Origin of the sequence: Chryseobacterium piscicola, from assembly GCF_900156685.1 — a bacterium.
Classification (GTDB): domain Bacteria; phylum Bacteroidota; class Bacteroidia; order Flavobacteriales; family Weeksellaceae; genus Chryseobacterium; species Chryseobacterium piscicola.
In genome coordinates, this window is the sequence record NZ_FTOJ01000014.1 from 1 (window position 1) to 22,421 (window position 22,421).

Below are 22,421 nucleotides of genomic sequence, written 5' to 3' on the forward strand. Positions count from 1 at the left end.
TTCGAAATTCCTTTCCCCTTTGAAAAAGTTGCAATTTCCCCTAATTTCTTCACTCCCCACTCTCCTTCAAACCCCGGAAATCTCAAATTAGGAACGTTACCTACTTTTAATTTTTTATTCGACATCTCGATTATTAAATTTTCGTTATTAAAAACATTAAGGATAAAAATTAAAAGACAAGTCCTAATTCCTTAAAGTAAACATCTATTTCCTTGTCAAGTTCAGCACGTTTTGTCTCCAAAGATTTAATTTCATTCATAACAGATTTAATATCTATTTCTTCTTCAACTTCAAAAGTATCAACATAGCGAGGAATATTCAAGTTATAATCATTGTCAGCCACTTCTTGCAAAGTAGCCAAGTGACTGTATTTCTCAATCACTTCCCTATTGCGGTAAGTTTCCACAATCTTACTGATGTGATTTTCCCGTAACATGTTTTGATTCTTGACTTTTTCAAATTCTTTGCTTGCATCAATAAATAAAATATGATTGGGATCTTCCTTACATTTTTTAAACACCAAAATACAGGTAGGAATACTTGTTCCATAAAAAATATTGACAGGTAAGCCGATGACAGCATCCAAATAATTTTTCTGTTCAATCAGATATTTACGGATATGTAACTCTGCTGCACCTCTAAATAAAACACCATGTGGTAACACAATGGCCATTGTTCCATTTTCTGCTAAATGGTGAATCATATGTTGTACAAAGGCGAAATCAGCCTTTCCTGCAGGAGCTAATTTACCGTATTGACTAAATCTTTCGTTTGTCAGATGTAAAGGGCTTGCGCTCCAATTAGCCGAGAAAGGAGGGTTTGCTACAATTGCTTCAGCTAGTAAGCCTTCATGCTGAGGATGTTCGAGGGTGTCTTCCTGCTTGATGTCAAATTTTAAATAATGTACTCCGTGCAGTATCATATTCATTCGGGCAAGATTATAAGTTGTACGGTTCATTTCCTGTCCATAGAAATTGTTGACATCTTTTACCTCTCGTGCAACACGCAAAAGCAAAGATCCGGAGCCGCACGTGGGATCATATACTGATTTGAGTCTGTTCTTACCTGTTGTAACAATTTTCGCTAAAATTTTTGAAACTTCCTGCGGTGTGTAGAACTCCCCTGCTTTTTTGCCGGCACCGCTTGCAAATTGGCCTATTAAATATTCATAAGCATCTCCTAATACATCAAGTTCTGTATGTTCCAGCTTAAAATCTATTTCATCAAGGTGAACCAGTACTTTTACAATAATTGCATTTCGTGCTTCAGCGGACTTGCCTAGTTTGGTGCTGTTAAGATCCATGTCTTCAAAAAGATTGTCAAAGTCTTCTTCACTTTGAGTTCCCATTGTACTCAACTGAATATTGATAAGAATTTTCTGTAGATCTTCTAATATAAATGTATCAATGTCTCCGCTGCCTCTCTTCGCAATTTCACTAAATAGTTCAGAGGGTTTGAGAAAATATCCTAATGTTTCAAGGGCTTCTTCTTTAATAGCCTCAATATATTCTTGTCCTTCCGATGTATTTTCTTTGATATTTCTAAACTGAATATTGTCTTGCTTCAAAATAGAATTGGCGAAAATTTCCATTTTCTCAGCCAAATATTTATAGAAAATAAATCCCAAAATATAATCCCGAAATTCATCGGCGTTCATTTTTCCACGAAGTGTATTGGCGATATTCCAGAGTTGTTGTTCTAATATTTTCTTCTGCTCTTCTGACATTTTGAAGTATGTATTATATAATTAAGGATTTATAATCCTTTTAAATCTACTAAAATACTAAAGTTTCGGTTAAAACCATATTACGTTGAATAATGAATACAGATCTTTATAATGTTTAAAAATTATGAGACTAATTTGATGGAGGCTATTTAATTAAGAGAATTAAATTTCATAATAAGTAAATGATTGATTTATAAAGACATTTAATAATATATAAAATATAAACGATTTGTAAAATAAATTAATTTTTATATTTTAATATCTAGAGAGGTTTTAAAGCGATTCTTCTAATAGGTAGCTATTCGAAAATTTATAGAATATAATTTTTCGTAGATATTAATATACAAAATAATATAATTTTATAAAATAGTTTATTTAAAATATTATCTTTTTTCTATAAATATATCTTATTAAATAAACAAAAATATAAAAACACACGAAATATATTAATTGGTTTATTTGATTATTTCAGCTATTTGGATTATTTAATAATTAGTGAACTCTTACTGGAAATAAACTACACTGTTTTTCATAGTGGGACGATTTAATATAGAAAATATAATGGATATTTAAAATACATTATTTTTGTTATTTATAGAATTTTATAATTTTATAAATAATATTATTTGTTATATTTGATGATTGTAATTATTTAATTTATGTCGGTTATTTCGATTATTACTCAGAAAGGTGGTGTAGGAAAGACTACTACAGCAATTCACGTAGGCGCAGCACTAGCACAAAAAAAAGGAGTGAATGTTTTACTTATCGATTTTGATAGTCAAAAAAACTTATCGATGGGATACGGTATTGAAGATGATTATTCATATACTGTAAGGAATTTCTTGGATAACTCCGGAGATTTTAGATTAAAGCATCACGGAAGTTCTAATGTTTATATTTTAGCAGGTGATGCACTACTTGAAGAAGAAGAAAATTATACTCGGGAAACACTGAAGAAAAATCTCGGTAATTTATTAGAGCAGATGCCTTTCGATTATGTATTAATTGATTGTCCTCCCAGGCCTTTGATGAAAAAGCTTACTTTAGGTGAAATGGCGCTTTGTGCTTCAGATTATGTAATGTCTCCAATAGAAGCTGAGCAATATTCTTTTGCCGGGATCGATAATCTTTTACCTGCTTTTATGAACATCAAAGAGAATCATAACCCGAAATTGGAGTTTTTAGGTTTCTTTTTTAATAAAGTTCTTACTAATACCGTTAATTTCAGAAAGTATAGTGAAATGATTAAGCAGGAGAAAGATGCCAATGATTATTTTTTCAAAACATTTATCCGACAAGATATGAATATTGAAAAAGCTAAGCAGGAAGGAAAAAATATTTTTCAGATTAATATGGGAAGCAGAGCTGCAGAAGATTATAAAAGTTTAGTCAAAGAAATAAAATCTAAAATCAAAAAGTATGAAAGCTAATTTATTTAAAAACTTCAAGACGCTAAGAGAAAAAGAGGAAGAGAAGAAGTTAGCTACTGATGAAAAAGTGGATAATGTCTCCGTAGCTGAAACTGTATCAGAAAATTTAAAAAGTGATAAGAAGCCAGATACTACGAATTTAAATGATGAAAAATCTTCTGAAGGAAAAGCTGATTCTATTACTGAAATTTCAGATTTAAAACCTGTTGAAAAGAAAAGACCTGTAAAAAAAGAAATTCTTGAAGCTCGAGCTGCTTTACAGGAAAGCAATAGGGCTAAACCTGAAGCATATTCTAAGAAAATCAATATTGATCAGGGCAAAAGAACTTTTACGGTATTTTTGAAGCCTGATTCGTTGGAGTTTATTAAAGATCTGGTTTTTTATAAAGCTACGGCAGAGCGACAAATTTTTTATAATCAATCTGAAGCAATCATTGAATCTTTAGAACTGATTATGCCAGCATATAAATCAATTAGTCCAAGACCCGACTTTATCCGTGAACAGGAAAAAACAAAAAAGGGAGGGAGAAAGAGAAACTCTGATGAAGTGTATGATGCTACTACAACGATATATATTCCAGGACAGTATTTTGATTTTATAAAAGATGTTACCTACAATAAAGTAGTAGAGGGTAATCTGTATTTCAAAGATTGGGATTTGCTTGAATCAAGTATCACTAAACTTAAACAGAAGTACGGAGACAATATCCAACCGCGACCTGACTACATTAGGGAGGATGAAAAATTAAGAGGAAGAAGATCTAAAGCAGATTCTTGATGAATTATCTGATTAACTGGGACAAAATAAAAAATGAAGTAGACATTGAGCAATATTTTTTGTTCAAAATGGGAAGTCTATATACTTTTGATAGATACAAGCAAGCTTATGTTTCAGATAAAAATGGAAATCACGGAGACATTATCCGTTTTTTTAAGCATGAAAAAACCGGGGTAAAAATGTATTATTCTATTGTTTCCCAAGACAGCGGAGACATTATCCAATTTATAAGGAAAAGAATTCTTCAAAATACTGACGCAACTTCTGAGGAAATCAATCGGGAGCTGAAAAATTATTTGGGTGTAGGAAATATTAGATATATTCCTAAAAGAGAAGCTGGTCATTTTGAAGTTAATAGCCAACCAGAAGAAAAAGAATTTAAAGTATACGGACACATTATCCAAAAAATAGATCAACATTATAAATATCTTACAGGTTTTAGAAAACTCTCTCCGAAAGCATTGGAGTCGAATTTATTTAAGAATATTTTTTTTACTTATAAGACATATTCTAATGAGAGCCTAGGTTTTTACCTTAAGGACATCAATGGAAAAATAGTGGGTATTAACAGGATTCAAACAGAGGAGAATGAATTCTTTAATAAGAAGTGGTTTGATAGGAATTCTCATAATAGGGTAGGGTTCACTTTTTCTGATAAATTACCAGATACGGAGACATTATCCATTTTTGAAAGCACTTTTGACGCGATAAGTTTTTACGAAATTTATAAATTAAAATCAGTTCAATACTGCTCTACCAATGGAGAACTGAGTTTCAGGAAAGCTCAGCTTTTGAATGATTATTTTTTTAAGAATGATTTTAAAAATATAATTTTAGGAAATGATAATGATATTGCAGGTAACTATTTTAATCTGAATATAACCGGAACTTTTATAAAAGAAATCACCAATATTCGTAAATCGGAAAACAACGTGTGTATTGAATTACAGAGCATTATGAATAATACAAAGATTAATATCCTTCTGCAGTTTTTCAAAAAATCTAATAATAAATACAGTCTGGATGACAAAACAGACCTACCGCAATCTTACTTTACGGAAACATTATCCGAAAATATAAATGTTTATTTTTTCATAATTCCTAATGAGCTAGAATCAATTCAATTTTTTGTAGGTTTGCTGTTGCGAGCTTGGGATTTAGAAAGAGTAATTACAATACATCAGCCTGTCCATAAGGATTTCAACGAAGATCTCATCCATTATAAAAACACAAATCATGGCTAAAAAAGAAACGCAACCAGCTGTAAAAAGAGAAATGCTAACTTCAAAACCAAGAAAGAAAGTACTCATTTCTAACGATTTTCGTGAAATTTTAATTTCGCAGGAAACCTCTATTATTGAGCAGAGAATCATTACAATGATACTGTCTGCAATCAAAGATGAACAGTCAATGTTTATTACGGTGAAATCACCAATTGCAGATCCTAACAACAAACAATTGTCGTTTGATGATTATTTTGAAGGTTGGGCCCATCAGGGAGTTATCGATTTTTCTGTATCTATCAACGATCTGAATCCTGGAAGGAAAATGAAAAATTCAGTGATCCAGGAAGCTTTGGTTAATATGACCAATATCAATTGGTTACGGCTAAAAGATGACACTATTAACGGATATAAAGCAGTTCCTTTCATCTTAGAACCAAGCTGGAATAAGAAAAATATTTATTTCAAAATGGATAAAGCTGTGATGCAACATCTTTTGAACATGTCTCAGTATTATTCTATCAAAAAAGATTTGTCCTTTAATACATCAACTAATAATACCCTCCGTTTTCTAATGTGGATTGTAAAATTCAATAAGCTTGGTGGAATTGTTAAGGAATACACACAGCTACTAAAAGAGCTCTTTATTCCTGTACATAAGTATGAGGGTCACTATCGGTTTGAAAGAGATTTTTTGGTGCGTGTAAAGGCTGATTTGGACAACTTTAATGATATTAGTTTCAACTACTCCTATAAAGATGGTAATTATCACTTTATTATTTACAATACGCAGAATGCTGTGGGTATTGATGAAAAGTTTCCGACACTTGATCAGCTCCAAATTGAAAGAGCACTAAAATACCTCAAAAAACAAAGAGTACTTGATGATCAGCAGGTTAGAGTTATGAAAAAGTTGTACGAGGTTAAAGGGTACAATGAATTATCTAAGCATCTTAAAAGAAGAATTGAAATAAATCTGAAAGGTGAGGATTACATCAAGGCTGTTTTTGCACTTCTTGAGAAGATTTAGGATAATGTTTCCGTAAATAAGGATATTTGCTCCGAATAAAGGGATAATGTCTCCGTATTTTGAGATAATGCCTCCGTAATTTTGGATAATGTCTCCGTAATTTTGGATAATGTCTCCGATTAGGTTACTTTAGATTTCTTTTAAAAGTCTAATAATCAGTTATATTTTGTTTTTATTTTTTGATCACTTAATTATATTAATTTGAAATAAAGTTTTTATTTTTATAATAAAAAAAAGGATTGAGGATAAATAATTAGGGGAAAAATAATAGTTTTATGCCCATTTTGTTCATTTTATAAGAACTTATGATTTTAAAATTATGTTGGAAAAAGTGGATAATGTTTCCGTACCAGTATAGTTTTTTATAAACTACAGATAATATATATATTACGTTTTTAAGATTTATTTTGAAATCCTGGGTTCTATACAGATCTTATTTTATTCAACAGATTTTAAAAGAGAAATTTAAAAACAAATAAAATAATATATTTATTTAATCAATTTTATTTTGTATATTATTTTCAAGTTAGTCTGTAAAAAATAAAATTATCTAATATGTTTTTTATTTTTTAGTATTGATAAACAGTAATTTACAATTAAATTTAATTAATGTTAAAATCAAATCATCAAATAAAAAATCAATAATTTATCTTTGTCTCATTAAAATATACGCATCGCGTAAGCTATCATATTGGTGTAAGGAAGCCGCTAATTTTCATACAATCCAGACATGATAGACTTACGCCTGCGCCTCCTATACGGGGCGTGGGCTGAGTCTTTCTGGATTGTGGGTTCTTAGCGGCACCTCTTACACGGATTGGCTTCGGTTCCACGCCTTTGTTATTTTTAATCCGATACCAGGAACCAGTATCAACAAACACTTATTTTTATGAAGAAAATATTTCAGCTTGCACTTTTTAGTGCAACATTCTTCACGTCTACAATCCAGGCAAATTCTTTTTTAATTGCTGCACCTAAAGACACTGGTAATCCGTTTGCCGTCCTGATGTTCATTGCAGCGCTTCTGTATTTTATCCCATCAGTCATAGGAATTCTCAGGAAGCATCATAACCTCATTGGTTTGATGGCCTTAAATATTCTTCTAGGCTGGACCGTAATCGGTTGGGTAGGAGCTTTAATTTGGTCTCTTTTGCGATCTAACAAAGGTCAGACAATTATCGTACACGGAAAGTCAGATGATCGTCAGGAAAGTAAATATGAGATGCTGGAGAGACTCAACTCTTTGAAAAATTCCGGGGCAATCTCTGAGGAAGAATATGACATCGAAAAATCTCAACTTTTAAGCAAACATTAACCTTAAAAATTTATAAAAATGGAAATAGAAAGAACCGGTGATGGAAGATTCAAGAAAGGAATGAGTCACTTTCTTAAACCCGCTCAGGAAATTCAGCAGATGTCAGATGCGATGCACGACAAGAAATATAAGTTTCTGGCCAGAAAGTCATCAGATAACAAGTATGGATTATTCGAGTGTTTACTTCACAATAGAACTTTCGAGCAAATTATTTCAATACATGTAAACGGACAAACCCCTAAGAACTGCCCGGAATGCTATCACAAAAGATTAAGTGATAAACAGAAAATAACTAATCGGGAATGGATAGGTAACAGAAAGAAACATCCAAGGTATAGAAGTGATGAGACAATCAGACAGGCAAGTATTGATAAATTTCTTGGTAGGTATAAGTATTTGGGACGTGCTGAAGATTATAGGTACGGAAAATTTGAGTGTCCTCACAAAAAGATACTTACTCAGGTTCTTTATCAGCATACGAAAGGCGTTCATCCAATTGGATGTACTAAATGCATCAATGAAGTACGAGTTTTTCCCCGACGAAGTGATGACGAAATCCGAGAGCTGGGTTTGAAACAATTTGAGGGAAAGATTTATTTTCTGGGAAGACTAAAATCAGAAGATAGAAGGCATTATGGCAACGTGCTTTGCAGGGAACATGGAATCTCTTTCCAACAGTCGATAACAAACTATATAAAAGGTGTAAGAGGCTGTGTTTTATGCAGAAAAGAATCCAGTAAATTTCAGCATGCTGTATTTAAGTATTTGAAGACTCAATTTGATGAAGATGATATCAAAACAGAAAAGAAATTTGAAGGCTGCAAAAATGTTTATCAGCTGAGATTCGATTTTTATATTAAAAGTAAAAATCTGCTAATCGAGTGCGACGGAATTCAACACTTTACATCGCAGGATTATTGGGGTGGGGAAGAGGGCTACAAAGTTCGTGTTTTTAATGATCAGATAAAAAATGCCTTTACCAAGAAAAATAAAATTCATTTTGTGAGAATTTCTTTTTACGAGCAACATAGCATTGAAGAAATAATGGAAAAAATATTTGTTCAGCTTCATACAGGTCAGCGGGTTTACAGAATTCATGATAATAAACTTCCTGAGTAAATATAGAATTTTGGTTAAATTAGAATCATTGAGCCGATTAAATTTGTTAATCGGCTCAATGATTAATATTTGAACTAAATAAACTCAATATTCAGCTCAGGCCATTCTTCAGATTGAAATCTGCAATCAAATATTATAAAATCTGTTGGCGCTTTTTAGTGAAGAAATTTCTAATTCCACGATATCTTAAAGTCTTTGAATTCTAAGTTTGATTTCGTTTTTTCAAAAGTATTTCTTTCTGGCTGGGCTGTAGTTTTGAATCGGAATATTTTTATAAACAGCGTCTGACTTTTGATATCTTTAAACGAAAATGTTAGTTTATGAGATGTGTTTAATGACAACTCCGGAAATGGTCTGCTGGATTTATAGAGATCCGCTTTGTACTCATTGCCTTCCATATCAATAATAGAGATATCTTCTATTGTTAACTTTTTATTCTCATCCTTAGCGGTAATAAGAAATGTTATTTCGATGCTTTTTCCAGCTTTATTTCCGGTAACTTTTGTTATTTGATACAATGTATTTTCCTTTTCAGACTGAAGAAGAGGAGTGTTTACTGAAAGTACTTTTTTGAGATAATCATTTTCAGAAGATAGAATCTTATTTTCGGTTTTTATTTTGTCACATTCTGTTTGAGCGCATAATATTGATGCAGTTACTAAAGTTGTAAGGAATAAGAATTTTTTCATTTTTTGTGTATGTTTATTTGAAGCTTTGTTGGAGGCAAATTATTTTAACGGTAACTTTTAAAGTTCATTAGAAATATATTCATTGTTAATCATAACCATGTATTTTCTGCTCTTTTCAAAATTTAAGCCCTTTAGAGTAAGCTGATGAGTAGATTGAGGATTAATTATTTCGTCTTTATTTTGAGAGAATTCATTTTTAGCCTTAAATGACAAAAGAGATTTTTTACGGGAAACTACTTTTAAATTGTTTATGGCGAATGGATTAATTGACTTATTAGAGATTTCAAGAACTAGCTTAGTTTCCATGGCGTACAACCCGGAATCATTATCCAGTTTAAGATTGTGCAGGGGAGAAATATGAATCGTAAGCATGGGTAAATTTATAAAATGAAAACTTTACTGTTATTGATATGAATTAGTCAAATACTTAATCTGACAGTTACAATCAAATTTTATCTAAAGTGACTTGAGAATAATTGTCGATTGTCTCCTGAAGCTGTTTTACAATCTGATTAACGAAATATTTAGGTTCTAGAACAGTAGCTTCTTTTCCGTAGGAAAGGATTTCCTGCATGAAGTCGTAGGTTGGGTGAAGGAAAAATTCAAAATCTATTTCCTGGGGAGTTTCACGGATTTCTTTCTGAGAATGATGCAGAGGAAAACTACGGATATATTCTCCCTGATGACGGCTGCATCTCAGGACTATTTTTTCAGGATTTTGTTCGGAGAGATTCATGACTCCAAAAGCATTTCGGAAATGTTCTCTTAAATTGAAATTGTATTTTTCCCTGAAAGATTTATCTGAAACATCCAGATAATTGATTCTGTCTAAGCCGAATGATTTTAAAGCTTTATCATTGGTGTCTACAGCAATGAGATACCACCTGTCTTTAGATTGTTTTAAAGCCAATGGATGAACCTTTCTTGAAGTCATTACTTTATTCTTATAATTGTAATGTTCAAACTCAACAATTCTTTTGTTGCGGATGGCAAAGAAGAGATCGTAGAAATGATCTACACCCGAGGGTTTTCTGCTTTCAAAAAAGACGGTTCCTGCAAAATCCGGTCGTTGGTTAATGGCATTGTTTACCTGAAAAGTTTCTAATAATTTCTGGTTGTACTCATCCACTTCCATATCGGGGCGGCCATCGATGTAATATCTTTTGTCACCCTTTTTTTTGTTGTGAATGGTTAAATTAAAAAGTCTGGAAATTTCACGGATATCTCTCTGTAAAGTCCGGATAGAATAGCTTTGTACACCTGCATCCTGAAACTCGAAAGAGGTTAGCAGATAGTCTTCAAGCTGAGAATAATCTGCCGGAGTGGTTTCTAATTTTTTTATAATTAAAGCATATCTTGCCAGGTAAAAATCTTTTTTCATCTGATATTTGTTTTTTGGTCTGCAATCTTATTACTAAAAATTACTACCACAAATATATTAGCTTAATGCGACAAAAGATGTCGTGTTTTATTTTTTGTGGATAAATTTTGAATATCATTAAGCTTTAAGAAATGTCTTTGTATTCGTTTCTACTGCCATCCTACACAGCAAAATTTATAAAATATAAACAGAAAAAGCCACACGAAGGGATTCGTGCGGCAGCGGGGCGTATCTAAGATTTCTGCTAATTTTTTAGCAAATCCATTTGATTTAGCTCCTGTCTGGCAAGATATCAATCGAATCAGCTCTCCTTTTTCATATCCTTGTTGTAAAATATAATCTGCTAATTCCTGTGGTTTTAATTTTTTTCCATTAATAAATACACTTTTTGGATCTCCATGACATAAAATTTTAACATATCCATCATGAGCTCTTTGTCTTAATCTTACAAAATTTCTAAATGTATTTGCATCATCTCCAAATTTGAAAAACCCAGGAGACATCCATTTTACCCTACTAATTACTTTTTTATTCTTCTTAAACCACTCAACAATTTTCTTCCAAATATTTTCAAAAAAAGCAGAAAGTTTTTCTTTACCCTGGGAAAATAATGCTAAAATCTCACGGAAAATCTTAATCGAGTTTTGATAGGCTTGTGCAGAAAAAAGCAGTCATTTCTGACTGCTAAAATTTATTTAAAAATAATTTCCATTATTATCTTTTTGTATCTCGTGAATGATCATATTAGCATTTTGATAATACAGAGGTTCCCCTGTTTCGTCTGAAATAGTTAAAAATTCACTCGCATCAAAAATAGGATCATTAACAATTGCAACCCATGTATTCATGATTTTACCTTTTGGTCTAGATAATTCATCATTTTCATGATAATTTATTTTTTTTAGATTTTCATCCTTAAAATATTGAGAATTTAAATCTTTTAAAACTTTTAATGCTTTTATCAACATTTCTTGTTTTGTGTGTTTCATACTTATTTAATTATTAAAGGTTTTAATCCATATTCTTCAGTTCTGATTCTATTGATATAATCGAGAGAATCTTTAAGTTCTGCTTTTGTCCATTTTCCACGATTTGAAAGAATTTGTTTCCAGACATACATTTCTTTATCCAACCTACTGAATCCTTGATAAGCAATTTCTCCAACTTCCTCAAAATGCTTTAAGTGACATAATTCATGAAAAGCGACAATTTCTGTACAGTTTTTATTTAAAATCATTTGTTGTGTTCCTGCATGGAACATTCCAACCTTCGGAGTTTTACTCGTTTTCATAAATAATATTAACTCTCCAAAAGATTTAAATTGATCTATCGGTTTAAATAATTTTGTAACTGAATTAACATCCCCGTCAACTATCAAGTTAATTCCTTTACTTTTAAGTATTCCTCGCAGTTTTCTAATTTGAGATTCTTTTAAAATAAGCCCACCTAAATTTCCGATATTTCGGGAAGCCATCCAGTCTAATTCTTTCACTGTTAGGTCAGCAATTTCTTCGTATCTTGGATTTAAAAGTTTTTTATTCTTCTTAAACCACTCAACCATTTTCTTCCAAATATTTTCAAAAAAAGCGGAGAGTTTTTCTTTACCCTGGGAAAATAATGCTAAAATCTCACGGAAAATCTTAATCGAGTTTTGATAGGCTTGTACAGATTTCTGCCCGATAATGTTGGCTCCTTTTATAAAACCGTTGCTGATTTCACTGGTAAATTTAGCAATTATTTCTCCAATTTTACCAGCTTTTGCAACATTGGCAATTTGTGCAATCGGAATAAAAAATGATGCAATGGTTGCCAAACCAAATCCTGTGAAATAAGCTATTTTCACCCAGTTAAAATCCTCTGACTCTAAGTTGGTTAATTCGGTTTTTATTTTAGAATAAGTTTCTTTGATGCTTTCCCAAAGATTAACCCAAAAAATTTTGGATGTAATGGTATCCCAAAAATTATCAATAAGCTCTAATGTTATTTGAAAATCGCTTACAATATTGAAGGGAGCTTGCAAAAGCGCTGCAGCGAACTTAAATATTCCAGAAATAAAATCTACAGCTCCATTCCATATTCCACACAGAAATGCAAACCCTTCTGCTAAATCCTGAAAAATAAAATCAGCAACAGGATTGTCTAAAGCACCATACAATTCTTCAATTTTTTCTTTTACAAATTCGTTGTACGCTTCGATAGTGTTCCTTGTCCTGAATAAAACATATTGGATACCTTCTTCAATCTCTTCAGGCATAAGATCTGTAACAGATAAGCCATCTTTGTTATTCAGTAGTTCCTGTATTTTTATTATAGTTTCTGTAGAAATAGTAAAGTTTTCAATTAAATTTTCTTTTTTGAGAAAATAATTCTCATTTTCTGTATTCCAAAATTTCTCGTCGATTTTAAGGTAATCAATCCAATTTCCCAATTTTTCTAAAACCCAGCCTATTACTTTTGGTAATGCTGTAGTGGCAATTCCCATATACTTCAACAGTTTAAAAAAGCCTTCTTCTATCACACTTTCTTCAATGTGACCTTTTTTCATCAACTCTTCTAACACTTCTTGATTAGCATCTTTGTAATATTTCCGAACGCTTTTTATAATTTCACTATCATAAAGATTGCTTTTCAGATTTCCATCTTCATCAGTGAATTTTTTTCTGACATTTTCTGACATTTTCGCAAAAAGTATTTGTTTGCTTAATCCTCCGTCAGTCTCTAAAAAAAGAATTATCTCATCATATTTTGGTTCTGTAACTTCATAGCATTCTCTTATTTTTAACCCGTCTGTTGAAACAAAAAGTACGAGTTTGAAAGCAAAAATATCCCCAGTATCCCCAAATTTTCCGTTGTGGTTTCTATCAAAATAATAATCTTCTACAAAACGATTTAATTGGCTATTATTGATTTCTACATCGGTAATCACATTTGTGTTGCCTTGCTCAAAATTCTCTGAATCGGGAAAATAAATGTTTAGAGCTTCATTAGTAGATTTTCCAGAAAACTTTATGGTTGCAAGCGGACTCACATTAGTCATTCCTCTGATAGTTTCGCCAATGGTAAAGGCATTTTTCATCGATGGAAATGAAAGTGTTGGAAACTTAGAATTTATTGATAAAGCCTCTTCCCCAAAATCAAAAACATCTTTGTATTCTGTATTTTTCATATTTATAATTTTAAGATTAATAAAAAGGCAGAGCTATTAAACTCTGCCCATTAATTATGATTGTACAGAATTATTGTAATTCTTTTTTAATTGCTTCCATAGATATTTGAGCAACAATTTCTCGAGGAGAATCATCAGTAGTTAGCTGAAGATATCCATTTTTAATATCAATGTTTTCTATAAAGCGGTTTTCTCCGGAATTTAGCTGAGCATTGGTAATGGAAAACTCTGTTTCTGTGACTAGATCTCCAGGAACTTCAAATTCTTCAGGATTTTCTTCAGTAAATGGTAATGCTGTTGGTGTCTTCAGCCCTGCAGCATCCTCTTGCAAAATATTAAGTGAAGTAGGTAGAGTAGTGATCCACGCCTTGCCTTGCTTTAAGCCTACCGGCTCACGCATTTCGTCAACAATTGACATGTACAGCGGATCTCCGATTACAGGAACTTCACCGCCGTTCCAGATTCTTCCGGTTGTCATAAAGAACTGTACTGCATCTTCAAAACCAGGGTTTACAGTCACAATTACTCTTGCCATACCAGCTTGTAAAAAGTTTCTGAATAAAGGATCCGTACTTTCTGATAAGTACATGGTTTGCCATTCATCACGGTTTGCCCAGTAGTATGGATAGAAAGTGTAATCCATAATCGTCCATTCAAATGCCTGTTCCAGGAACTTTGCTAGGGCAGTGTACTGATCTAAATTTTCATCAAGAACAATACTGAAGTCTTTCATGGTTTTGGCCTTATTGGTTAGATCCCTTCCCAATGTGTTGATATTCAAATAATCCTGTAACAGGAATGCAATACAATTGTGCTTGATTATAACTCTTTCCATTTCGCGGTAGAAGTTGGAAAGCTTCGCTTTATTTTTTTCTTCTTCTTCAGTTGCTTCAGCATTTGCTTTTTCCTCGGCTTCTTTCTGTTTCTCTAAAAACTCAGCATAAGCAACTTCATAAGCTTTAATGATCTCATCAAAATTTTCTTTTTTCCATGCATTCATAAAATCATCTGATAACTTACAATATTTAGTAATTCTAAGAGATAAAAGGCTGATGTGATATAAATTTGCCTGAATAAAAAACTTTTGGGTAGCGTTAGCACCATAACTTAAATCACCTTCGTGATTGGTAAGGTCTCCACTTCCGTTCATTCTTATTTTTCCTTTGTTACGTGATTCTTTGTAGAGATAATGAACGCTGTAGTTTGTACAGGTATAATTTGTTGGTACACCAATTTCATAATTTCTCATTTCCCAGTCTCCGGCTCCAGACCCATCATCCAAAGTTGAAACATCTGTAATGTTTTCTTTTGGAAGATCAGTTAATTTAACACCGTAAATCTGTGCCCAATACTGTAGAAGATCTTTAGTAGCTGCATCAGAGGTTGGCATATTATAAGGTTTTTCTGCCTTTCTTGGATCAATAGGTTCTTTTAGAGTACTTGCGGTCTTTGTGAAAACTGTAGCCAGACGATGGAGTTTTGCAGGTTCAGGAATCATAAATTCAAACATGGTACGTTTACCATAATTGTAGATTTGATTTTTCATTTTTTTATCTACCCATCTGTAAACTCCTACTACATGCTTATCTCCGTTTCTATTGTCAAAACCATGAGCGTTATTTTCTTCAAACTCTTCAATAATTTTTTCAATTCTTTCTTCTGCAACTTTTGTAAGAATTCTCTCCGTCGCCTTTTCAGTAATTTCCTGAGATTTTGCAATCGCTTGTCTTGTGCTGTTTTCTTTTGAATTATTTGCTGCAAAATTTCCTCCAACTTCAAATGATTTCTGACCACCACCATATCTAAAATAAGCTTGAGCACTAGTCTCTTGCTGAATTACGTTTGCTACTTCAGACTGTAGGTCGTTTCTGGATGTTGAAGTTGTATCACTTAAGCTTTCTCTTTCTGTGGATTTTGAAGTAGTAGTCTGAATCTCACTTCTTCTAAGTCTACGTGTAGATTTTTGTTTAAACTCCTTAGCCATCACGTTCTCAATATGAGTAACCTCTCCCGGAACGTAAGCATGCGTACTTTGAACTACTTTCAAATAGTCAGCAATTCCTAATCTCTTAATTCCGAAATTTTTTGGCAAGAAGGTTCCCGGTTTTGGAGTTGTTCCAGGATTGGCAGGTAATTCTCCTCCGGGATTAGTTGGTGTTTCGGTTTCCTGTTTTATTCTTTCTGTATACAGAATTCCGGTGTACGGGTTTTCAAGCATTAAACCTAAAAGATCAACATTAGCTTCTTCACCGTTGTTAAAGAATATTCTTATTTTTAAACTTCGGATAACTTTTAAATATTTATTCACAAGCATTGGAGGGAAAGTAACTTTGTTGTTGCTAATGCTGATATTTGAATAAGTCTCTTCAAATGCTCCCAGATCTGTTGTTGCCGTTACTTTGGCACTAGCAACTCCCCAAGCATTGCTGGAAGCCTGATAGTAGAATGTTACAAAAGACATTGTCCCGTTTGACTGATTTGCTTTGAGATAATAGTTTCTCGAAGTGTCTGCAGAATCATCAAGTCCTGTATTATCGATTGGGATTAAGATTCCTCCAATGTTTCCATACAGTTTTTCATTTAACGGAGATCTGGCAAAAATTTTCTGTGTCTGACTGCTTATTTCTTCTGAAAGCTTTTCAAACACTTCAGCGAACGTATCATATTCTTCATCTAATGAAATCATTTCTCCGTCAATCTGCACAATATGATCTGAAATCACTGTGATCTTTGTAAAATCAAGATCGTTGCTTTCTGAATCTGTAAACATTCTTACGAACATCTTTAAAGAATCTAAAGAAAGTTTAGACTTCAGATCAGAGAAATTCAGCTCGTTTCTGTATTCAAACACAAACGGAGGTACATTCAATTCTCCCAATTCTGCATACAGAGCTTCTACTTCTTCTCTTGGAGTTTCTTCTGTTATCTGTGCTTCAATTGCATCGAGCCTTCTATTGTACTCATCAATAGTTGACTGATACTGTTCCTGGTATACTTTATAAGCTGCTTCGTATGCTTTGTTTTTAAACTTATAGTAATATTTCTGCGTTTTTTCAAGCTCAGATTTTAGTGTTTCTAAAGAGTTTCTTTCGAGATTTATCAATGCTGTTTCTGAGATCTTATCACCTTCTATTTTCAGTTTTTCTTGAATATTAGCAGGAAGCTGATCACCCCCAATAATTCCTTCTCCTACTGCAGAATTTGCAACTTGAAAAGCATTGCTTGCAATGTTTCCATCAACATTACCATCTCCGAACAATAAGACAGGTAAAACCACTTTTGCATCCAGTGCTTTTGCTTTCAAATCTTCACCATTAATTTTTACTAATTCCGGTGTAGACTGCATACTGCATACCTTTCCGTAGTGATAAACCTTTAGCATCTGAATTATGGCTTCTTTCACATAAAAATCCTGCTGAGAAACTACTTGATAGATCAAATTGTCCCAAAGTTTTTTAAGCTTTTCATTTTTAGCTGTATCATTAAAAAGATCTTTTGCTGAAGTTTCCTCAAGTGAACTCAATGTTTCTTTTTTTGCAATCTTTCTTCCCAGCTTAAGTGTCTGCGAAAAATTAGGATTAATTTCAATATCTTTTTCCGTTTTAAATGCTGATGATGCAAAAACCTCTGCTTGCCTTTCCATCGTTGCAAATTTGGAAAGAGCTGTTTTACCAGAATCGCTTTTGACTGCCGCATCAAACAAACCTTTCAAGGCCTGAATATCTTCTCTGTGAATAAATCCTAAGTTTTCATCTTTAGTTTCAGTTAACTGTGGGTTTCTTAAGCTTACAAATCTGAATAATGTTTGTGAAGCGTTGTTTTTATTGTTTGTTGTCATTTTTTTGTTTGTTATTTGTTTTTTAAAGGAGAATTAATTCTTGTAACTGAGTTGAAACATTTGTTGTATATCTATTATTTTGACAGAACATGCCAAATTTTAATGCTCCCTGTGTAACGGTTTCAATTGTATTAAATGTTCCTGTAGGTAGTGATAAGGAACTTATCATTGTATTACCTCTGCGCATGAAAGAGAAAGTTCCTGAAGTTAAAACATCATTACCAATGGTTGCAATAATATGATTGGAGAGATTTAATTGAGCTTTCAATCTAATAGTAGATCCCTGAAATCGGAGCATTACATAACTAATTGCCTGATTAGATAATTGTGGTTGGACTTCTGCATTCATTAATCCGAAATAATATTCAGGCTCTCCTGACGCATAATAATCATAAATATTCATGTTGAAAGCCCCCTTTAAAATAAAATCTTGGTTTGCATTAATGATAGGCTCAGTTGCAAATGCTGCAATAAATGTATGATCATCTGCTAATGGTTTTACATTAGCATCTGTTGTAAATGAACAGACATTTCCATTAGCAAATATTAAATTACTTACAGTATTATTATATAGCTTCTTATCCCATTGAAGATTTGACAGATCAACTGATTGCAAACTATTTTTTACTGAAATAGTAGTCTGTGTTGTATAGGAAGCAACACCATTATTAATAATAACTTTGTATTCTCCATCTACAAGATTAGAACAATTGAGATAGAAAGTAAGATCTACTCCATTTTGATATAATTGCACCTGATTATTAGCCACGTCATAAATTAAATTTCCATTTACTAATGAAAGTGTGATTGAAAAATTTTCAGGATTAAGATTAAGGTTTGCTCCTTTTAGTGTAAACCAGGTGTTTTTATCTGATCGGTCTGCAATAGAAGGCATGATGTAGGCTACACTCATAGTATTTGTTGTCCACCCTCCATTCATCTGCGATTTCCAGCTGGCCTTTTCCTCTTCATTCAAAAATGTAGGAATATTTTTAAATAGATATTTACCTAAATCATTTGATATAATTTTCTTAGTCTGGTCATCCTTATTTACCAATGGAATATAATTATAAAGCCCGGGTTCTAATACTTTCTCTTTCGGCAGATCCAGTTTGTTTTTAAGAGCCTCATCAAATGCGGAAGTGTCAATAATCTGTGTGTATCTCGTACCGCTCCATCTGAACTGTTTTCCTGTGTTGATTTCAATGTATATTTTTCCGGATTCTCCTTCCTGAGGAAAGTCTGCTAATATATTATACTCTAAAACATCATCAACATAGCTGGGAAGCTGAGAGGCGGGGATTTTCCCTTCTACCAGATCTGCTTTTTTACTAAAGTCAAAATCGATTTTATTGGTGGCAATGTTTTCGTCTTTATGAAAATAGGAATCCTGCCATTGCCAAAACTCTTCCTGACGGGGGATATCTCCGTTTTCAAAAAGGGTTTTTAATTCTTGTTTACTTAACATTTTTTGTAAATTTGTTTGCTTTTTAAGATTAAAATTTAGAAGTCTCTTTTTGTCAGAGTGGCTTCCGGTTTTAGCCTTATTTTTTAGGGTGGTTTCCGGCTTCGGATATCCACCTTAATTTTTAATATTCATATTCCTTTATTTAATTTTTAAACATAATTCTGGCTGTTCAGTATTCTGTGAATGGTGAATTCAAAGGCGATCAGAAAGGTTTTTGGAAATCTTTTTCGTGTTTTGTTTTATACTTCAAAGGTATAGCTGAAAGGCGACAGAACTTGACGTGTTTTATTTTTTAAATTTATTTTTTCATCTTTTTCATAAATCCGTCGGTTGAAAATTCCGGATTATATTTTGATTATTTGTGCTGGTTTTATTTTTCAAATCTAATGCAGTAAAGCGACAAAACTTGACGTGTTTTAAATAATTAATTCTTTTTCTAGAACATAAGTTAATTCACTTATAATTGATTAATATAAGCTTTTTTGCTTATATTTTATTTCTGATCAATTTCTGGACAATCTGATTTAAGCTTTCCCGGTTATCATCGATGTAGCACATGCCTGCCTGTATCAGATTTTCAATATTGGATCTTCTTACGTTATCCATTGCTGATGATGCATTTTTCAGTGAAGGATTTATTCTTAAATAATTCTTCTGGTTTCTCTGACCTAAAGTCTGAAACATTTGTGTAAGCTGATAGTCTACCGTTTCAGCATTTGCCGAAAGCAGAATATCAATAATAGGATTGATCCAACCGATTTTCCCTGACTTCTGCATTTTTCTGTATGAGTAAGGTTTGGACTCAATTCCGGTTCCAACTGAAACAATAATCATATCATTCACTGTAGGATAATTGGCTTTCTGATGATTTTTCAGAACTTCTGCAAAAGGAATTTTTCTCGCTTCAGCGTAAGCGCACAAAGCAGGGTTGTTGGCAAACATTCCTCCGTCAATCAGACTGAAAATCTGCCCGTACATCGATTTAATCTGAGCCGGACTGAAATAGGTAGGAGCTGCCGAAGTGGCCCTGCAAATATCTTTTACATAAAAATTGTCCGCTTTACTGTTGGCGTTATAGGAATTGAATAATTTGGCTCGTCTGTTTTCAATGTCGTAGCTCGTAATGAGACATGGTTTTATAAATTCTTTTAGTTCCAGATTTCCAAAAAAGTCATTCAGATTTTTCTTGAGAGATTCTTCAGATATTTTTTCATTTAAAAGTCCGAAAGGATTTACAAGTCTTTCCCAAAAAGAAACCTGAAAAATATCTCCTCCTTTCTCAGCATACAATTCCAAACCTTTCTGAATGGAATATTTTGCTCTCCGGTGTTCATCAGGACATAATATTATTGAGGCTATCAAAGCTCCTGTGCTGCTTCCGGCAATAAGGTCGAAGTAATCTCCAAGTTTTGCATCCGGTTTATCATGTATCTGTAACTGTTCTTCTATATAGCGCAGAATAATGCAGGTAATAATTCCCCGGATTCCGCCGCCGTCTAAACTTAAAATTGTTATCTTTTTCATTGCTTTTTCATTGGTAAAGCAAAGGTAGATGGGGTAGGCGACAGAACTTGACGTGTTAAAAATAATATGAAACAGGAATGATAATTACGCAATTATATAGCCTTCTTTATCTCTTTTTAACTGTGCAAGAGTTCTCCAGCTCGTTTTGATTACACCTTGTTTTGTAGCAATAGTTTTTTTCTCAAAATGTGGAAGATCTTTGAATGTTTTCCAGTTTCCGCCCCAGTCCCAGCCGTATTTTGCAAAGATTTTTACACACTCATACCAATCTGCAACTTGATCATTATCCCAGTCTTTCGCCGTATCCCAGCTTGCTGTTTTTCCGTCGATAATCATACAGATGTCAACAGCCAGTCCGTAATTGTGAATACTCTGTCCAGCTTTCGCATTGGTTACTTTTTTACCGGAAGTGATTCTTCCGATGGCATACAGTTTTTCCTGCTCTTCAAAACTGCGAAGGCCCTGGGTAATTCTTACTTTTGCTTTTCCTGTTAATGATTCATCGCATTCCCTGATGATCATCTTTACTTCCTCCCTTATTAAAGGATGAAGTTTTTCAATTCTTTGTAATGTTACTTTGTCCATAAATTTTTTTATTAATGGAGCAAAAGTAGAGGAGGGTAGCGACAGAACTTGACGTGTTATTTTTTAATAATTTCCGAATAAATTATTTTAGAAAAATGTAAATTAGAAGAGGTAATTACAGTTTATTTTTCAGCTAATATCAAATAAAAAATTTTATGAGTACATCCACTAGTTCTCTTACCTCTTTTATTTCGGATTATGTAAAAGCAGATAGAAAATTGCTTTTAAATTCTGTTGTAGAACTTACAAAAAATTTGAGCAAAATTCTTTCAGCTGAAGATCATGAATGTATCAAATTGGAGCAAAATAATCCCCAATTTTGGTGTAAAGAAAATCTCTGTAATTTTTATGATTTCTATCTTAATTTATGGAATGAAAATAGAGTTTCAAAGCTGAATTAAATTTTAAAATTTATAAGAATTTCTTAGCTTTAAAAAATCAAAATTGAGTAAATAACTATTCAAAAAATCAACAAAAAATAACATCCAATTATAGATAGATTTTTCTTAAACCAATACATAAAATACAATTCTTAACTGTCGAAAAATTCTTAGACATTTCTTTTAATTTTCAACAAAATAATTAGCAAAACTTCGATAAAGAATTACGACTGAATTTGATGAAAATATTTCAAAAAAAATATTTATTAGCACTTCACATTTAATAAAAATAAATTAAAATTATATCCGTTTGTAATTATTTACAAACGGATTTTTTAGTAATCAGAAATTAAAATTTCACTCTCCTTTTTTCCCCCATTATAATCTTATCTGATGTTTATTATTATATGAAAGAACCTATTTAATGTTAAAGTCAAATACTGTTTTTACTCGTTAAAATACTAAATTTACAATATAATAATGACATTCAAAAGAAGCGAGGTGCTAAAATGTCAGGACAAAATTACAATCCACTTTGTTCCTTTTCATATTGACCTGCAATTTAGAACCTCGCCCTGCGGGGCAAGAAGGAAAAAAATTTCTTCACGCTCCGCTAAAATTTTTGCGTTTAAGCAAACAAATTAATCGAATTATTTACAGTTATGAACAACTGTACGTCTTCAAACTAAAGTGGACTTTTCCTAAGAGAGTATTTAGTTAATAATTCAAAGATAAATGTTTTTTTTGATTTGTTGTTAATTTTAAT

19 protein-coding genes are annotated in these 22,421 nt (G+C 32.4%); 7 read left to right on the top strand and 12 right to left on the bottom strand.

Annotation, left to right across the window (positions count from 1 at the left end; translation table 11 throughout):
* Window positions 1-169 precede the first annotated feature (169 nt).
* Window positions 170-1,726, bottom strand: a complete 1,557-nt coding sequence (locus BW939_RS15170) for a type I restriction-modification system subunit M (RefSeq protein WP_076452858.1) — start codon at window positions 1,724-1,726, stop codon at window positions 170-172.
* 659 nt (window positions 1,727-2,385) lie between these two features.
* Between BW939_RS15170 and BW939_RS15175 the strand changes: the two genes are divergently transcribed.
* The 4 genes from BW939_RS15175 to BW939_RS15190 are packed head-to-tail and all read left to right on the top strand — an operon-like array spanning window position 2,386 to window position 6,190.
* Window positions 2,386-3,159, top strand: a complete 774-nt coding sequence (locus BW939_RS15175) for a ParA family protein (protein WP_076452859.1) — start codon at window positions 2,386-2,388, stop codon at window positions 3,157-3,159.
* Window positions 3,149-3,937 carry a hypothetical protein gene (locus BW939_RS15180; RefSeq protein ID WP_076452860.1) on the top strand — a complete coding sequence of 263 codons (789 nt, stop codon included), beginning with the start codon at window positions 3,149-3,151 and terminating at the stop codon, window positions 3,935-3,937. The genes BW939_RS15175 and BW939_RS15180 overlap by 11 nt, the downstream gene beginning before the upstream one ends.
* Window positions 3,937-5,181, top strand: coding sequence for a toprim domain-containing protein (locus BW939_RS15185; RefSeq protein ID WP_076452861.1), 1,245 nt, complete (start codon window positions 3,937-3,939; stop codon window positions 5,179-5,181). The genes BW939_RS15180 and BW939_RS15185 overlap by 1 nt, the downstream gene beginning before the upstream one ends.
* Complete coding sequence (locus tag BW939_RS15190; RefSeq protein WP_076452862.1) at window positions 5,174-6,190, top strand: replication initiation protein; 1,017 nt, start codon at window positions 5,174-5,176, stop codon at window positions 6,188-6,190. The genes BW939_RS15185 and BW939_RS15190 overlap by 8 nt, the downstream gene beginning before the upstream one ends.
* Before the next feature lie 903 nt (window positions 6,191-7,093).
* Here the strand turns inward: BW939_RS15190 and BW939_RS15970 are convergent.
* Entirely contained in the window at window positions 7,094-7,237 is a 144-nt protein-coding gene (locus BW939_RS15970; RefSeq protein WP_165787332.1) for a hypothetical protein, read from the bottom strand.
* 37 nt (window positions 7,238-7,274) lie between these two features.
* On the opposite strand from BW939_RS15970, the gene BW939_RS15195 reads away from it, so the two are divergent.
* Window positions 7,275-7,505, top strand: coding sequence for a superinfection immunity protein (locus tag BW939_RS15195; RefSeq protein ID WP_262484473.1), 231 nt, complete (start codon window positions 7,275-7,277; stop codon window positions 7,503-7,505).
* A gap of 18 nt (window positions 7,506-7,523) precedes the next feature.
* The gene (locus BW939_RS15200) at window positions 7,524-8,624 is read left to right on the top strand and encodes a PDDEXK family nuclease (protein WP_076452864.1); all 1,101 of its coding nucleotides are present in this window, start codon (window positions 7,524-7,526) and stop codon (window positions 8,622-8,624) included.
* Window positions 8,625-8,794: 170 nt separating this feature from the next.
* On the opposite strand, the gene BW939_RS15205 is transcribed toward BW939_RS15200, so the two are convergent.
* The 10 genes from BW939_RS15205 to BW939_RS15250 all read right to left on the bottom strand — a co-directional run bounded on the left by BW939_RS15205 (window position 8,795) and on the right by BW939_RS15250 (window position 21,275).
* Window positions 8,795-9,313: a transposase gene (locus tag BW939_RS15205; protein WP_084566678.1), complete on the bottom strand. Its 519-nt coding sequence runs from the start codon at window positions 9,311-9,313 to the stop codon at window positions 8,795-8,797.
* A 57-nt stretch (window positions 9,314-9,370) separates the two neighbouring features.
* Window positions 9,371-9,685 (bottom strand): hypothetical protein, encoded by a 315-nt coding sequence (locus BW939_RS15210; RefSeq protein ID WP_076452865.1) that lies wholly within the window; start codon window positions 9,683-9,685, stop codon window positions 9,371-9,373.
* Window positions 9,686-9,758: 73 nt separating this feature from the next.
* The gene (locus tag BW939_RS15215) at window positions 9,759-10,694 is read right to left on the bottom strand and encodes a helix-turn-helix transcriptional regulator (protein WP_076452866.1); all 936 of its coding nucleotides are present in this window, start codon (window positions 10,692-10,694) and stop codon (window positions 9,759-9,761) included.
* 149 nt (window positions 10,695-10,843) lie between these two features.
* Window positions 10,844-11,197, bottom strand: a complete 354-nt coding sequence (locus BW939_RS15220; RefSeq protein WP_076452867.1) for a hypothetical protein — start codon at window positions 11,195-11,197, stop codon at window positions 10,844-10,846.
* A 192-nt stretch (window positions 11,198-11,389) separates the two neighbouring features.
* Window positions 11,390-11,683, bottom strand: coding sequence for a hypothetical protein (locus BW939_RS15225; protein WP_076452868.1), 294 nt, complete (start codon window positions 11,681-11,683; stop codon window positions 11,390-11,392).
* A 2-nt stretch (window positions 11,684-11,685) separates the two neighbouring features.
* A complete protein-coding gene (locus tag BW939_RS15795) occupies window positions 11,686-13,860 on the bottom strand; it encodes a zincin-like metallopeptidase toxin domain-containing protein (RefSeq protein WP_123891573.1) in 2,175 nt (724 codons plus the stop codon).
* Window positions 13,861-13,930: 70 nt separating this feature from the next.
* Window positions 13,931-17,698 (bottom strand): hypothetical protein, encoded by a 3,768-nt coding sequence (locus BW939_RS15800; RefSeq protein WP_076452869.1) that lies wholly within the window; start codon window positions 17,696-17,698, stop codon window positions 13,931-13,933.
* Between the two features lie 22 nt (window positions 17,699-17,720).
* Window positions 17,721-19,166, bottom strand: coding sequence for a hypothetical protein (locus BW939_RS15240; protein ID WP_076452870.1), 1,446 nt, complete (start codon window positions 19,164-19,166; stop codon window positions 17,721-17,723).
* A gap of 486 nt (window positions 19,167-19,652) precedes the next feature.
* Window positions 19,653-20,690, bottom strand: a complete 1,038-nt coding sequence (locus tag BW939_RS15245) for a patatin-like phospholipase family protein (RefSeq protein ID WP_076452871.1) — start codon at window positions 20,688-20,690, stop codon at window positions 19,653-19,655.
* An 84-nt stretch (window positions 20,691-20,774) separates the two neighbouring features.
* Window positions 20,775-21,275: a M15 family metallopeptidase gene (locus tag BW939_RS15250; protein WP_076452872.1), complete on the bottom strand. Its 501-nt coding sequence runs from the start codon at window positions 21,273-21,275 to the stop codon at window positions 20,775-20,777.
* A 155-nt stretch (window positions 21,276-21,430) separates the two neighbouring features.
* On the opposite strand from BW939_RS15250, the gene BW939_RS15255 reads away from it, so the two are divergent.
* Window positions 21,431-21,676: a hypothetical protein gene (locus BW939_RS15255; RefSeq protein ID WP_076452873.1), complete on the top strand. Its 246-nt coding sequence runs from the start codon at window positions 21,431-21,433 to the stop codon at window positions 21,674-21,676.
* The last annotated feature ends 745 nt before the right edge of the window (window positions 21,677-22,421 follow it).

Bases quoted from the DNA above. Each gene is read 5' to 3' on its own strand.
- BW939_RS15215 (WP_076452866.1), bottom strand. From the start codon at position 10,694: ATGAAAAAAGATTTTTACCTGGCAAGATATGCTTTAATTATAAAAAAA.
- BW939_RS15250 (WP_076452872.1), bottom strand. From the start codon at position 21,275: ATGGACAAAGTAACATTACAAAGAATTGAAAAACTTCATCCTTTAATA.
- BW939_RS15190 (WP_076452862.1), top strand. From the start codon at position 5,174: ATGGCTAAAAAAGAAACGCAACCAGCTGTAAAAAGAGAAATGCTAACT.
- BW939_RS15185 (WP_076452861.1), top strand. From the start codon at position 3,937: ATGAATTATCTGATTAACTGGGACAAAATAAAAAATGAAGTAGACATT.
- BW939_RS15255 (WP_076452873.1), top strand. From the start codon at position 21,431: ATGAGTACATCCACTAGTTCTCTTACCTCTTTTATTTCGGATTATGTA.
- BW939_RS15200 (WP_076452864.1), top strand. From the start codon at position 7,524: ATGGAAATAGAAAGAACCGGTGATGGAAGATTCAAGAAAGGAATGAGT.
- BW939_RS15170 (WP_076452858.1), bottom strand. From the start codon at position 1,726: ATGTCAGAAGAGCAGAAGAAAATATTAGAACAACAACTCTGGAATATC.
- BW939_RS15970 (WP_165787332.1), bottom strand. From the start codon at position 7,237: ATGACTGATGGGATAAAATACAGAAGCGCTGCAATGAACATCAGGACG.
- BW939_RS15245 (WP_076452871.1), bottom strand. From the start codon at position 20,690: ATGAAAAAGATAACAATTTTAAGTTTAGACGGCGGCGGAATCCGGGGA.
- BW939_RS15195 (WP_262484473.1), top strand. From the start codon at position 7,275: ATGGCCTTAAATATTCTTCTAGGCTGGACCGTAATCGGTTGGGTAGGA.
- BW939_RS15220 (WP_076452867.1), bottom strand. From the start codon at position 11,197: ATGTCTCCTGGGTTTTTCAAATTTGGAGATGATGCAAATACATTTAGA.
- BW939_RS15210 (WP_076452865.1), bottom strand. From the start codon at position 9,685: ATGCTTACGATTCATATTTCTCCCCTGCACAATCTTAAACTGGATAAT.
- BW939_RS15800 (WP_076452869.1), bottom strand. From the start codon at position 17,698: ATGACAACAAACAATAAAAACAACGCTTCACAAACATTATTCAGATTT.
- BW939_RS15240 (WP_076452870.1), bottom strand. From the start codon at position 19,166: ATGTTAAGTAAACAAGAATTAAAAACCCTTTTTGAAAACGGAGATATC.
- BW939_RS15175 (WP_076452859.1), top strand. From the start codon at position 2,386: ATGTCGGTTATTTCGATTATTACTCAGAAAGGTGGTGTAGGAAAGACT.
- BW939_RS15205 (WP_084566678.1), bottom strand. From the start codon at position 9,313: ATGAAAAAATTCTTATTCCTTACAACTTTAGTAACTGCATCAATATTA.
- BW939_RS15180 (WP_076452860.1), top strand. From the start codon at position 3,149: ATGAAAGCTAATTTATTTAAAAACTTCAAGACGCTAAGAGAAAAAGAG.
- BW939_RS15795 (WP_123891573.1), bottom strand. From the start codon at position 13,860: ATGAAAAATACAGAATACAAAGATGTTTTTGATTTTGGGGAAGAGGCT.
- BW939_RS15225 (WP_076452868.1), bottom strand. From the start codon at position 11,683: ATGAAACACACAAAACAAGAAATGTTGATAAAAGCATTAAAAGTTTTA.